The organism is Gluconobacter vitians, from assembly GCF_015244565.1.
Taxonomy (GTDB): domain Bacteria; phylum Pseudomonadota; class Alphaproteobacteria; order Acetobacterales; family Acetobacteraceae; genus Gluconobacter; species Gluconobacter vitians.
Map to the genome: position 1 here is coordinate 59,646 of NZ_JABCQG010000007.1, position 12,035 is coordinate 71,680.

General features: G+C 60.2%; 12 protein-coding genes and 1 tRNA gene. 5 read left to right on the top strand and 8 right to left on the bottom strand.

The genetic code is table 11. From position 1 onward, the window contains the following. Positions 1-159 precede the first annotated feature (159 nt). Entirely contained in the window at positions 160-1,140 is a 981-nt protein-coding gene (locus HKD24_RS07090) for an adenosine kinase (protein ID WP_194259653.1), read from the top strand. Positions 1,141-1,172: 32 nt separating this feature from the next. On the opposite strand, the gene hpnK is transcribed toward HKD24_RS07090, so the two are convergent. The 4 genes from hpnK to HKD24_RS07110 form a co-directional block, all read right to left on the bottom strand. After that, on the bottom strand, positions 1,173-2,009 hold the full coding sequence (hpnK, locus tag HKD24_RS07095; protein WP_194259654.1) for a hopanoid biosynthesis-associated protein HpnK: 837 nt from the start codon (positions 2,007-2,009) through the stop codon (positions 1,173-1,175). A gap of 73 nt (positions 2,010-2,082) precedes the next feature. Next, positions 2,083-3,507 carry a hopanoid biosynthesis associated radical SAM protein HpnJ gene (hpnJ, locus tag HKD24_RS07100; RefSeq protein ID WP_011252191.1) on the bottom strand — a complete coding sequence of 475 codons (1,425 nt, stop codon included), beginning with the start codon at positions 3,505-3,507 and terminating at the stop codon, positions 2,083-2,085. Continuing rightward, positions 3,504-4,715, bottom strand: a complete 1,212-nt coding sequence (hpnI, locus tag HKD24_RS07105) for a bacteriohopanetetrol glucosamine biosynthesis glycosyltransferase HpnI (protein ID WP_194259655.1) — start codon at positions 4,713-4,715, stop codon at positions 3,504-3,506. The genes hpnJ and hpnI overlap by 4 nt, the downstream gene beginning before the upstream one ends. Positions 4,716-4,773: 58 nt before the next feature. After that, entirely contained in the window at positions 4,774-5,430 is a 657-nt protein-coding gene (locus HKD24_RS07110; RefSeq protein WP_062508064.1) for an ABC transporter substrate-binding protein, read from the bottom strand. Between the two features lie 324 nt (positions 5,431-5,754). Between HKD24_RS07110 and hpnH the strand changes: the two genes are divergently transcribed. Together hpnH and HKD24_RS07120 are read left to right on the top strand one after the other, a co-directional pair. Next, the gene (gene hpnH, locus HKD24_RS07115) at positions 5,755-6,951 is read left to right on the top strand and encodes an adenosyl-hopene transferase HpnH (protein ID WP_062507969.1); all 1,197 of its coding nucleotides are present in this window, start codon (positions 5,755-5,757) and stop codon (positions 6,949-6,951) included. Positions 6,952-7,109: 158 nt separating this feature from the next. Then, a complete protein-coding gene (locus tag HKD24_RS07120) occupies positions 7,110-8,402 on the top strand; it encodes a hemolysin family protein (RefSeq protein WP_194259656.1) in 1,293 nt (430 codons plus the stop codon). Positions 8,403-8,411: 9 nt separating this feature from the next. On the opposite strand, the gene HKD24_RS07125 is transcribed toward HKD24_RS07120, so the two are convergent. The 3 genes from HKD24_RS07125 to HKD24_RS07135 are packed head-to-tail and all read right to left on the bottom strand — an operon-like array spanning position 8,412 to position 10,284. Next, positions 8,412-8,843 (bottom strand): flagellar protein FlgN, encoded by a 432-nt coding sequence (locus tag HKD24_RS07125; protein ID WP_194259657.1) that lies wholly within the window; start codon positions 8,841-8,843, stop codon positions 8,412-8,414. Beyond that, positions 8,840-9,142 (bottom strand): rod-binding protein, encoded by a 303-nt coding sequence (locus HKD24_RS07130; RefSeq protein WP_194259658.1) that lies wholly within the window; start codon positions 9,140-9,142, stop codon positions 8,840-8,842. The genes HKD24_RS07125 and HKD24_RS07130 overlap by 4 nt, the downstream gene beginning before the upstream one ends. Next, complete coding sequence (locus tag HKD24_RS07135; protein ID WP_194259659.1) at positions 9,142-10,284, bottom strand: flagellar basal body P-ring protein FlgI; 1,143 nt, start codon at positions 10,282-10,284, stop codon at positions 9,142-9,144. Before HKD24_RS07135 ends, HKD24_RS07130 begins: the two co-directional genes overlap by 1 nt. Positions 10,285-10,519: 235 nt before the next feature. On the opposite strand from HKD24_RS07135, the gene dksA reads away from it, so the two are divergent. Both dksA and HKD24_RS07145 read left to right on the top strand, forming a co-directional pair. Then, a complete protein-coding gene (gene dksA / locus HKD24_RS07140) occupies positions 10,520-10,933 on the top strand; it encodes an RNA polymerase-binding protein DksA (RefSeq protein ID WP_141350758.1) in 414 nt (137 codons plus the stop codon). A 52-nt stretch (positions 10,934-10,985) separates the two neighbouring features. Then, a tRNA-Thr gene (locus HKD24_RS07145) sits at positions 10,986-11,060 on the top strand. A gap of 239 nt (positions 11,061-11,299) precedes the next feature. Here the strand turns inward: HKD24_RS07145 and HKD24_RS07150 are convergent. Beyond that, on the bottom strand, positions 11,300-11,989 hold the full coding sequence (locus tag HKD24_RS07150; protein WP_194259660.1) for a GcrA family cell cycle regulator: 690 nt from the start codon (positions 11,987-11,989) through the stop codon (positions 11,300-11,302). Positions 11,990-12,035: the final 46 nt, after the last annotated feature.

Genomic DNA, 12,035 nt, shown 5'->3' on the forward strand with positions numbered 1-12,035 from the left:
TTTCCATAAATGTGACGAATGGCCACGCATGAAAACGGCGCCGGACGGACCGGGAGTTGGCGTGAACCCAGAGGGGACCTATGATCGTGTTGATTTAATGGCGCAGTCTGCCCGTTAGATGTTTTTTCCGAAGTTTTCAGCGACCTGACCGGAGTTCCAATGTCTGCACCCCAGCATGACCTTCTGTGTATCGGCAATGCCATCGTCGACGTCCTCGCCCCTGTGGGCCAGGATCTGATCGACGGGCTTGGCGCCGCTGCCGGGAGCATGACCCTGATTGACGCTCCTACGGCGCATGCCATCGAAAGCCGCATCGATATCGAAAACGTGACCGGCGGCGGTTCCGGCGCGAATACGGCCGTCGTGGCGGCCCGCATGGGCGCAAAGGTTGCGTATCTCGGCAAGGTGACGGCTGACGAAGCCGGCGACCACTTCACGCGCGACATCCGCGAGCAGGGCATCACCTTCCCGTCCGAGCCGCTGCCAGCCGCCGATGGCACCCCGACCGCACGCTGCATCGTTCTGGTGACGCCGGAAGGCCAGCGCACGATGTTCACCTATCTCGGCGCCTGCACGGAGTTCACGCCCGAGGACGTGCATGAATCCGTCGTGGCCGATGCGGCGATCACCTATCTGGAAGGCTATCTGTACGACAAGCCGCAGGCCCAGGAAGCCTTCGAACACGCTGCCCGTCTGGCCCGCAAGGCCAACCGTCAGGTCGCCCTGACGCTGTCCGACACGTTCTGCGTGGAACGTCACCGCGCGGCTTTCCACGAACTCGTGGCCGGTCACGTGGACATCCTGTTCGCCAACGAGGCCGAGCTTCTGGCGCTGTACGAAGTCACGGATTTCGAAGAAGCCGTCACGCAGGTCTCCGCCGAGACGAAGCTGGCTGTCATCACGCGTGGCGAGAAGGGCGCGGTCGTCATTGGCGACGGAGAGCGCCATGACGTGCCGACGACCGAAGTGAAGGTCGTGGATACCACGGGCGCCGGTGACGCATTCGCCGCAGGCTTCCTTGCCGGTCTGAGTAAGAAGCATGACCTTGTGACCTGCGCGAAACTGGGCAACCAGGCCGCCGGTGAGATCATCACCCGTTACGGCGCACGTCCGACCGAAGCATTCACGCTGACGGCCTGAGCCTCGCCCTGCCCCGTCGGTCAGGGTCGGTCTTACAGATCGGCCCAGCCGATGCGAGCGACACCATACCGGTCGAATGACGCCCGCACAGTCGGGTCCAGAAGGGCGGCCAGCTCACCTTCCTGCTCATAGCCCGGCATGAAGCGCTTCATCATGGCGTTCTGGGCCGTGGCGGGGTGGAAGTAGATTTCACTCGTGCCAGTCGGCAGGCGCGGAATGAGGCCGCGGATATGGTCCGGCGTCATGTGGCCGGACCAGCGCAGACCGAAACACCAGTCATTGGTTTTCAGCCCCGCTTTGCGGATCTGGTGACGCAGGACGCCGATCCAGTGACGCAGGGCGCGGTCTCCCAGCGTATCGTTGGCCTCGACAGGCTCCGGCGGCTCGAAAGGCGAGCGGACTGCCTGCAATCCATGCTCTAGCCCGGACACGATCAGGAAGCGCCCCACGGTCGGATGCAGATGCATGTGCTTGTGGGCGTTGGCATGATCGAGCGTCAGCCCGGTCGCGGCAAAGGCCCGGAACTGGGCTTCGATTTCGCGGCGCAGGGCATGACGCGCGGGCGGACAGAAGAAATACTCCACACCCAGACGCAGCTGGTTGCGGCCGAACCAGCCCTGCTCATCCGTGATGGCAGGGAGATCGAGGACGGACTTGCCTTCAATCGCCACGACATGCAGCCCAACCTTCAGATCCGGCATGGTCTTCGCCCGCCGGATAGCATCTTCGGCGGCATCGCCCGCAACCATCAGGCTGGTCGTGGACAGGATACCGTTGCGATGGGCCTGTTCGATGGCCTCGTTGACTTCGAGGCTCATGCCGAAATCGTCGGCGGATACGATGGCGCGGCGAAGGGCGCTGGATGTCATGGCTGGTCTCACGAAAAAGGGGCCATGACATCTGCCATGGCCCCTGGGTAGTATCCGGTCAGAAGCGCACCGTTCAGGCGGCGTGACGGTCCTTGAGGAACTGGAAGAACTCCACACCCTCACGCAGACGGCGCTTCATCATCTGCGGGCTGCGAACCATCTCGTTGACGATCGAGGCGATCTTGGAGCCGCGGAAGTAGAACTTGCGATAGAATTCCTCGACGCTCTCGAAGATTTCCGTGTGCGACAGGTGCGGATAGTGCAGCGGTGCGATCTGGACGCCGCTCTCATCGATCAGCTCGGCTTCCGCCTCATTCAGCCAGCCGTTTTCCGTCGCCTGCTTGTGCAGGAACGTGCCCGGATACGGCGCGGCCAGGGAGACCTGCAGGGTGTGCGGGTTGATTTCCTTGGCGAACTCGATCGTCTCCTGGATGGTCTCCTTCGTCTCGCCCGGCAGGCCGACGATGAAGGTTCCGTGGATCTTGATGCCCAGCTTGTGGCAGTTGCGCGTGAATTCCTTGGCGGTCTCGACGCGCATGCCCTTCTTGATGTTGTGCAGGATCTGCTGGTTACCGCTCTCGTAACCGACCAGCAGCAGGCGCAGACCGTTTTCCTTGAGAACTTTCAGGGTCTCGTAAGGGACGTTCGCCTTGGCATTGCAGGACCAGGTGACACCGAGCTTGCCCATTTCGCGGGCGATGGCTTCAGCGCGCGGCAGGTCGTCCGTGAAGGTGTCATCATCGAACATGAATTCCTGCACTTCGGGGAAGTACTGCTTGGCCAGACGCACTTCGGCAGCCACATGCTCGGGGCTGCGGGTGCGATAGCGATGGCCACCGACCGTCTGCGGCCACAGGCAGAACGTGCAGCGCGACTTGCAACCACGGCCCGTATAAATCGAGATGTACGGGTGCTTCAGGTAACCGATGAAGTAGTCGTTGATATTCAGGTCGCGCTTGTAGACCTCGGTCACGAACGGCAGGCTGTCCATGTCCTCGATCATCGCGCGATCCTTGTTCGCGATGATCTCACCCTTCTCGTTGCGCCAGGTGATGCCATCCACTTCGGCGAGCGGCTTGCCCTCGGCAATTTCCTTGATGGTGAAGTCGAACTCGTTGCGGGCCACGAAGTCGATCGGACCGCCCTTCTCCATGCTCTCCATCGGCTGGACGGCGACCTTCGCACCCACCATGCCGATCATCAGCTTGGGGTTCGCATCCTTGAGCATCTGGGCGACGCGGACGTCAGAAGCGAAAGACGGCGTGGAGGTGTGCATGACCACGAGGTCACGGTTCTTCACGTCTTCAAGAATGGGGTCCATGCCCATCTTCGCCGGCGGAGCATCGATCAGGCGCGATCCGGGAACCAGTGCGGCCGGCTGGGCCAGCCAGGTCGGGTACCAGAAAGACTTGATCTCACGCTTCGCCTGGTAGCGGGAGCCAGCGCCACCATCAAAGCCGTCAAAGGAAGGAGGCTGGAGAAAAAGGGTTCTCATCATGATCGGACACTCCTGTGGGTGGCGCCGGCCTGGAACGAGGTGGCGCAGGACGCGGAATTTCGTTTTCTTCGGGCGATATGGACCGTTCTGCCCCGCCATGCAACGCGTGATCCGCGCGCACTGCCCACCATAATGGCAGCAGACAGCCAGTCACGGGCGATCAGAAGCGGGATTGCGGCCGGCAGCGGGCACTCCGTTGCACGATCCATGATGCGGCTTCCAAGGGCACGGACCAGCCATGTCAGGAGCAGCATGAACCAGGTCCACCAGGCATTCGGACGGAACAGCACCGCCGTAACCGCCCAGAACAGGGGAAGCTGGATCGCGGACAGGCCGTAGCCAACGGGCGCAACATTCTTGACCGTCCGCCCCCAGCGCAATTCATGGGCCAGAAGATCGCTGAGTGAATGTTCGCCCACGGTCGTATGGGTCAGCGTCGGCGCGATGGAAATATTCTCCCCGCGCGCCCGGATCAGTTGACCCAGTTCAGCATCATCAGCCACATGGTCAACCAGCGCCTCAAGGCCACCGATGTCTTCAAGGGTCTGACGACGCAGGGCCATCGTGGCTCCCAGACAGTCCTGCCGCCCCAGGAAACGGGACATCATGACGCCAGGGAGGAAATTGTGGTTGATCTGGCAGGCGCCGATCTGCTGCACGAGCGTGCCGGCAGCCGGCCGGCCTGCATACAGGGTCGTGACCAGACCTGTCCCCGCCTCTTCCAGACTCGTCACGACATGGCGCAGATAGTTCGGACTGGCATGAATATCCGAGTCGGAGATCACAATAATGTCATGACGGGCTTCCCCGTACATGTTCATTAGATTTCCAACCTTCCGGTTCGGACCATGCTCCTGCGGATTGATCACGACACTGACCGGAACCCGCGGATAACGTTTCCGGAGACGTTCAATGACTGGCAGGGCCGTATCTTCGGCATTCTGGACACCGAAGACGATCTGGAAATCCGGGTAGTCCTGGGTGAACACGCTTTCCAGCGCATTTTCCAGCAATGGCTCGTTTTCGTGCAGCGGTTTGAGAACGGTAACCGCCGGCCACGCCCGATCCGACAGACGAAGGGCCTCATCAGCACTGCGTTCCGTGCGGCGGAACCGGGCGAGCAGTGTCGCACCGGCCAGCGCCTGCAGATTGCCGGCGGCAGAAACAAGGGCGCAGAAACCGGCCGCGATCGTAAGAGGTAGGGGCACGACGGTCTTCTACCCTTCCCGAACGCTTTTGGGAAAGGGTGCCGTCGTGGAACCGGACTCAGTCATGCAGGAAGTGGGCAGTCTTGCTGTCCAGATGATCGGCCAGACCGCTGGCGCCGCCCGAACTGAGGGCACCACCAAAATCGGCGCGCTGGGCAGCAACCTGGCTGATATGCGCGTTGAGCAGAACGTCCGTGATCCGCCAGCCCGAGGCACCATTGGTCATGATGTAGTCAATCGGCGTGACACCGCTTCCGTCGGTTCCACCGATCGTCGTATCCACGATCTGGCCACCGGTCGGGTTGGGACGGGTCTGCGGAGAAACGGTAAAAGCAGCCTGGGCTTCCGGCTTGAACGACGACGCATAGCGCGCGATCGTGAACTGGCGGAACGATCCCAGCAGACGGGTCCGGTCAGCAGGGCTCAGGCTGTTGTAGCGCACGCCAACCGAGCGACGGAGAATCGCTTCGAGATCAAAGGCGCGGTCCACGGCAGGGGCGATCATCGTTGCGCGCTGCTGGGCGGTTTTTCCGGTTTTCTGGGCCGTTTTCAGAGCATCATACAGCGCAGAGATCGGTGCCACGGCCGACGTCGCATCAGCAGGTGCCGTCTGGGCCAGTGCTACCGGCGAAAGCGCCGTCATGGCGACAGGCCCCGTCAGGAGGCAGGCGGACAGAAGGGACAGAGTCACTTTCGGGGAAAAACGGCAAATCATGATCGTGCTTTCGTCCTGTAGACAGTTCTGGGCATAAAGATCAGGTTCATGACACATTGTATCAAGTTCCCTGCATCAAGTTCTGGCATCCATAGTTCCATCTGTGCTCGATTAGCCACAGGCCTGATGCGAATTATGCAGCCTGACATTGAGGCGAACACGACAATGGGTCTATAGGCAGTCAATCTAATGCTCGATGGTCCTTCATGTTTCCCGACTTTCCGAAGCCGGGACAGGGAAGACAGCCACGGGCCCATCCACGATGTGCAAGGCCCCGGGCGCCCTATGGGTGCACCCTCCGGAGGCTAGAACCAGAGGATTATAATGGCCGTTCCTTTGATGCAGGCTGTCCGAGTCGGACGGTACGTTGTCAAGCAGCACCTCACGGGCCGCAAGCGCTATCCGCTGGTCCTGATGCTCGAACCGCTGTTCCGCTGCAACCTGGCATGCGCCGGCTGCGGCAAGATCGACTACCCGGCGCAGATCCTGAACCAGCGTCTCAGCCTTCAGGAATGCCTGGATGCCGACACGGAAGCGGGCGCTCCTGTCATTGCAATTGCCGGTGGTGAACCCCTCCTGCACAAGGAAATGCCCCAGATCGTCAAAGGTTTGATCGGGCGGAAAAAATACGTCTACCTGTGCACGAACGGTCTGCTGCTGGAGAAGAAGCTCGACGATTACGAGCCCTCCCCGTTCTTCTCCTGGGACGTGCATCTCGACGGCGATCAGCTGATGCATGACTCGTCAGTCTGCCAGGAAGGCGTTTTCGAACGTGCGACCGCAGCGATCCGTCTGGCGAAATCCCGCGGCTTCCGCGTTTCCATCAACTGCACCCTGTTCGACGGTGCCGTTCCGGAACGCGTCGCAGCTTTCTTCGACGAAGTCATGGCCATGGGCGTCGACGGCATCATGACCGCTCCGGGCTATGCCTATGAGCGTGCACCCGATCAGGCCCACTTCCTGAACCGCCAGAAGACGAAGCAGCTGTTCCGCGACATCTTCCGCCTCGGCAAGGGCAAGAAGTGGCGCTTCACGCAGTCTCCGCTGTTCCTGAACTTCCTGGCCGGCAATGAGAACTATCACTGCACGCCGTGGGGCAAGCCGCTTCGCACGGTCTTCGGCTGGCAGCGTCCGTGCTATCTGCTCGGCGAAGGCTATGCCAAGACGTTCCGTGAACTGATGGACGATACCGCCTGGGAGCAGTACGGCACCGGTGCTTACGAGAAATGCGCCGACTGCATGGTGCATTCCGGTTACGAGTCCACGGCTGTCATGGATGCAGTGGCCCGTCCCTGGCACATCGCCAAGGTCGCCCTGTTTGGTCCCGAGACCGAAAAGCCGATGGTTCCGGAAATCTCTCTCGCCAACCAGCGCCCGGCCGAATACGGCTACGAGGAACAGGTCCAGCAGCAGATGGAGCGCATCTCCACGGGTGCAAAACCTGCTCGCGGGCCTCGCGTCCGCGTCAATGGACGTCCGGCAGCCAACACGGTTTCGGAAGCCGCCGACGCAGCAGACTGAGGATATTCTTTCCCTGTCTGTGTGTGCACATGAAGAACCGGCTCCTTGTGAGCCGGTTTTTTTGTGAAAAGACCTTTCCATTTGACCGGACAGAATGAAGGGCATGGCATCCGCCAATCCTCCTGTTATGATTGGGCATTCATTATTCTGGCCGGATCATGCTGACCCCTATTCTCGTTATCTGTCTGCTCATTTTCCTCAATGCCGTGTTTGCCATGGGAGAAATGGCTCTCATTTCGGCAAAGCGGCCACGGCTGGAAGTTCTGGCCAAACAGGGCACCCGAGGGGCCACAACTGCAATCCGGCTGGCAGAGGATCCGCACAGCTTTCTGCCAACCGTTCAGGTCGGCATGACGCTGGTCTCCATTCTTGAAGGTACGTTTGGCGGCAGCCAGATGGAAAGTACCGTCACGGCATGGATCGCCAACATCCCGTCGCTACGTCCGATTGCCAGTGAGGTTTCGATCGTCCTCGTTGTTGCGATGATCACCTTCACCATGCTGGTTTTCGGCGAACTCATTCCCAAGCAGATCGCCTTACAGCAACCGGAAGCCATTGCCTCGCGTCTGGCCTGGCTGCTTGTCGGTGTAGCGCGCATCGCACAGCCGATCGTGTGGCTGCTCAGCGGCACTTCTTCCCTGGTGCTCCACCTGCTCCGTGTCGGTCCGCTGACGCGTGCAGCGGTCACTGAAGAGGAACTGAAGGCCGTTCTGGCTGAAGGTGCCCGTGCAGGTGTCCTGGAGACCGACGAACAGGCCATGATCGAGCGTCTCCTGCGTCTGGCAGACCGCCCTGTGCGGGCCATCATGACACCGCGTAACGAGCTCTTCTGGATTGACCGGTATGCGGATCAGGAAACACTGGTCCGCAAGCTCCGCCAGTCGTCCTATGCCCGGATTGTCGTCTGTGAAGGAGACGTGGATCACCCGGTCGGTGTCATTCTGGCCAAGGACATCATGGACCGGCTGCTCCTAAAGCTTCCGGTTTCCGTCGATGCCGTGCTGCGCGAACCGCCTGTGATTCCTGACAGTCTCAGCGCACAGGACATGATCGAGCGCATGCGTGGCGTCAATCTGGGTATCACCTTTGTCCTGGATGAATACGGTTCTTTTGAAGGCATCGTGACACCATCAGACGTCTTCGAGGCCATTGTTGGCGAGGAAAAGACGGAGTCATCCTCTTCGGAGCTTCAAGCAGCTGAAGGTGCCGATGAATATGTATTTGACGGCTTCATGCCAGCTGATGAACTGCGCTCCCGTCTCGACCTGCCAGAGCTTCCCGGCGCGGGCGGCTATCATACCCTTGGCGGTGTGATCCTCGCGCTTCTGCGGCGTGTTCCGGCGCGTGGAGACAAGGTGGCCTTCGGGGGTTGGCTATTCGAGGTGTTGGAAATGGACCGGCGACGCGTCGGAAAGGTCAAGGTCAGTCGCCAGGTTCTTGCCGAAGACTGACCCTGCCATTCAGGCCTTGCTGGTAAACAGGGCCTGTCGATCCGTAACAGGCGCATAACTGCCCTGATTACCGTAGTTCTGCGGCAGAGCAGTTGTCGGCGTCGAGGTCAGCAGTTCAATCACGCGCTTCTGGGCCGTAATCGCTCTCTGGAGAAGTTCACCATTGCGGTTGCCCAGTTCTGTCATCTGCTCAAGCAGATCGCGGTAAGGAAGAGCTGGCGCATCCGCTCCGGCGACATTCTCATCATCCGGGCAGCATGGGCAGAGTTCTTCTTTACGGTCATTGGCGGCCGCAACTTCATGCTCAAGTGTTCTGGCCGCGTCCTTCTTGTCACCCAGAAACGCCAGCGCATCCAGAATCCGTGCTTCTTCCAGTGCCGAATTTTCCGCCTCAAGGATGGCGATCAGCCGCTGCATTGCGGGAATAATGGACGCGCTCATTTCTGCTCCTGCATAGCCAGCATCTGACGGTTGATTGCGTCCGTCAGGCCTATTCCGCCATTATTTTCCATCTGCTTGGCGATCTGTTCCACAAGCATGGGCCGGAACTGCTTTTCGCCTGCACCGCCACTGAACATGCTGTCGCTGTTGTCCTCGGTGGCGAACATGGGCTGAAGCATCTGATTAATGGCCATCGACTCGAAGCTCTGAGCCGACTTCAGCGTTTTGGCAGGATCTGCCTTCTGCCCATGCAACGGCAATCCCTGCGATGCCGCGGCGGTCGTCGAGGATATTGTCATCAACGCATCTCCAGTTCTGCCTGCAGCGCGCCATCAGCCTTGATGGCCTGCAGAATGCTGATCATGTCCCGTGGCCCCACCCCCAGGGCATTCAGGCCTGAAACAAGCTCCCTGAGCGTTGTTCCACCGGGCACTACGGCAAGGTGATGGGTCTTGCCTGTATCAACCTTGACGTTCGTACGGGGCACAACAGCGGTCTGACCGCCGGAAAACGGACCAGGCTGGGAGACTTCGGGCGTTTCCGTCACCTGAACTGTCAGGTTACCCTGCGCCACCGCGACCGTGCTGATCCGGACATCAGCTCCCATGATGATCGTGCCACTGGCTTCATCCACCACCACTTTGGCAGGTGTATCGGGCGTCACGAGAAGATCGCCGATTCTGGAGAGCGTGGAGACAGGATCATGATTGCTCAGATCCAACAGGACTGTGCGTGGATCCTGAACAACGGCAATCGGTCCAAAAGTCCGGTTGATGATGGCTGCAATGCGACTCGCGGTCGTGAAGTCCGGATTTCTCAGGCTCAGATGCAGATTGGCACGATGGCTGAGATCAAAAGGCACTTCGCGCTCAACAATGCCGCCATTGGCGATATGACCGCTGGTCGGAACGTTTCGGGTAATGGACGCGGCGGCTCCACGGGCAGAGAACGCGTTCGTGGCCAGAGACCCCTGTGCAACGGCATAGACTTCACCATCAGCCGCCATCAGCGGCGTGACCAGAAGGGTGCCACCCGTCAGGGAGGAGGCATCACCCGCCGCTGAAACCGTAACATCAATACGATTGCCACCATGGGCGAAGGCCGGAAGATCGGCCGTTACCATAACGGCGGCGACATCATGCGTCTGAAGCTGGGTTTCCTGATCGCGAATGTTCACGCCCAGCCGGTTCAGCATGGAAATCAGCGTTTCACGGGTGAAAATCGTATTGGTCAACCGGTCTCCGGTACCATTCAGACCAACCACCAGACCGTATCCGATCAACTGGTTGCTCCGGACGCCTTCCATGTCCGTAATGTCCTTGATGCGAACGCTGGCAGCCAGGGTAAAGCCTGGCAGAAGCAGCAGTCCGACACAGGCAAGCGCCGTCAAACGCCGCAGCAGGGTCTGGAAGGAAAATGAAGATCGCATGAAAAAGCGCATGGGCGACGAGGGGTATCCTGATGCCTGCAAGACAGGTCTGGGGGGCTCAGGTGTTGAGGATGGGCGTACAGGGTAAAGAAACCCCTAACAGAGACGCAGATTTCCGCGCTTTCCGACAGACACGCAAAGTATGTTCGGGGTTGGCGGATGCGGCTGGGGTGGCTATAAGCCGCGCGTTATCGCCTGCGGCTGTTGGAAGCGGACGTTGGCAGACCAGCCAAGGGATTGGATGCGCATGATTACGCTGCCGCCGGATTATAGGCCCTCCGACAATGAAGAGTTCATGAACCCGCTTCAGGTGGAGTACTTCAGGCAGAAACTTCTGCGCTGGCGTCTTGATCTCCTGAAGGAAGCAGATGGAACCCTTGCGAGTCTCTCGGAAGGTGGAATTCATGAATCCGACATCACCGACCGCGCCAGTGTCGAGACGGATCGCGCTTTCGAGCTTCGGACCCGTGACCGGGCCCGCAAGCTGATCGCCAAGATCAACATGGCGCTCGAACGCATTGATGATGGAAGCTATGGATTCTGCGAAGAAACGGGAGAGCCGATCGGCCTGAAGCGGCTTGAAGCCCGCCCGATCGCGACCCTCTCCATCGACGCGCAGGAACGGCACGAGCGGATGGAAAAGGTCCATCGGGACGATTAAGGCTTGCGCTTGGCGCGCTGACCCGTTACGAAGCGCGCCAAGGCAACGGTATGCTGCTGTAGCTCAGTGGTAGAGCACTCCCTTGGTAAGGGAGAGGTCGACAGTTCAATCCTGTCCAGCAGCACCATTTTTCCTTCTTTTCAGAGACTTGGCAGTTCGATCAGTCTCAAATACCCCCTCATTACGGGCCGTAGCGCATGGCTGTCGTAACTCACTTCCGCCAATGGGATGTGAAGCAGGGGCCTGCCTAAGACCCGCCCGCAAAAATACCCGTAATTGATGGGTGATCATGCCTGTGCAGAAACACAGGCATAAAAAAAGCCGCCTCTCTAATGGGAGGGCGGCCTTTTCGGGTTAGTGCGCCTTTTAATCGCGGCGGTCGCGGATTTTTACATACGCAATAGCTGCATGCTCGGCGCAGTAAGGCTTTCCGGGAAGCGGTGTCGCGCCGCAGAAATGAAAACCCGGTGTGCCAGGATCGCCGATGGGCCAGCAGCAGGACGGGCCACGGCGGGTCGGGCGGTCGATGCCCGCGGTCGAAAAGCGGGGCGGCATAGCCGGACGCGGTGCAGGAGCGACGCGAGGTTCCGGCTTGGGGGCTGCAGCAGGCTCCCGACGGGCCGCAACAGTTTCCTTGGCGGCCGCCGGGAGGGGACGTGAGGCAGTGACCGGCGGCGTCGGCTTCGCGGCTTCAGGGGCAACAGACGGTGCTTTACGGACCGGAGCAGCAGGCTTTTCTGCCACCTTCTCCACAACGCCTGCAGACACCTTGGCGGGAGCCGCATCCTTGTCCGCAAACAGGTCCGCTGCCGCAGGTTCGGCAGCCTTGGCGCGAGAGGGGCTTTTACGACGGGGGGTGGCTTCCGTCGTACCCGTTTCGCCGTCCTTGGCCTTGCGGTTACGGATGGGAGATGGACGCGGCGGCAGGCCCAGACGGTGCGCCTTGCCGACGACGGCATTCTTGGTGATGGAGAGCTGGCGGCCGATTTCTGCGGTCGAAAGTCCCTGACTCCACAGATCGCGAAGTCTGGCGATCGTCTCGTCCGTCCACTCCATATGTTCGTTTCCCTGTCCCGCTTCGGTGCCTGGCCCGGCCCGATAT

What these genes read in the sequence shown, in the direction of transcription:
- HKD24_RS07090 (WP_194259653.1), top strand. Translation starts at nt 160, where the DNA reads ATGTCTGCACCCCAGCATGACCTTCTGTGTATCGGCAATGCCATCGTC.
- hpnH (WP_062507969.1), top strand. Translation starts at nt 5,755, where the DNA reads ATGGCCGTTCCTTTGATGCAGGCTGTCCGAGTCGGACGGTACGTTGTC.
- HKD24_RS07110 (WP_062508064.1), bottom strand. Translation starts at nt 5,430, where the DNA reads ATGATTTGCCGTTTTTCCCCGAAAGTGACTCTGTCCCTTCTGTCCGCC.
- HKD24_RS07130 (WP_194259658.1), bottom strand. Translation starts at nt 9,142, where the DNA reads ATGACAATATCCTCGACGACCGCCGCGGCATCGCAGGGATTGCCGTTG.
- HKD24_RS07125 (WP_194259657.1), bottom strand. Translation starts at nt 8,843, where the DNA reads ATGAGCGCGTCCATTATTCCCGCAATGCAGCGGCTGATCGCCATCCTT.
- HKD24_RS07120 (WP_194259656.1), top strand. Translation starts at nt 7,110, where the DNA reads ATGCTGACCCCTATTCTCGTTATCTGTCTGCTCATTTTCCTCAATGCC.
- hpnK (WP_194259654.1), bottom strand. Translation starts at nt 2,009, where the DNA reads ATGACATCCAGCGCCCTTCGCCGCGCCATCGTATCCGCCGACGATTTC.
- HKD24_RS07150 (WP_194259660.1), bottom strand. Translation starts at nt 11,989, where the DNA reads ATGGAGTGGACGGACGAGACGATCGCCAGACTTCGCGATCTGTGGAGT.
- dksA (WP_141350758.1), top strand. Translation starts at nt 10,520, where the DNA reads ATGATTACGCTGCCGCCGGATTATAGGCCCTCCGACAATGAAGAGTTC.
- HKD24_RS07135 (WP_194259659.1), bottom strand. Translation starts at nt 10,284, where the DNA reads ATGCGCTTTTTCATGCGATCTTCATTTTCCTTCCAGACCCTGCTGCGG.
- hpnJ (WP_011252191.1), bottom strand. Translation starts at nt 3,507, where the DNA reads ATGATGAGAACCCTTTTTCTCCAGCCTCCTTCCTTTGACGGCTTTGAT.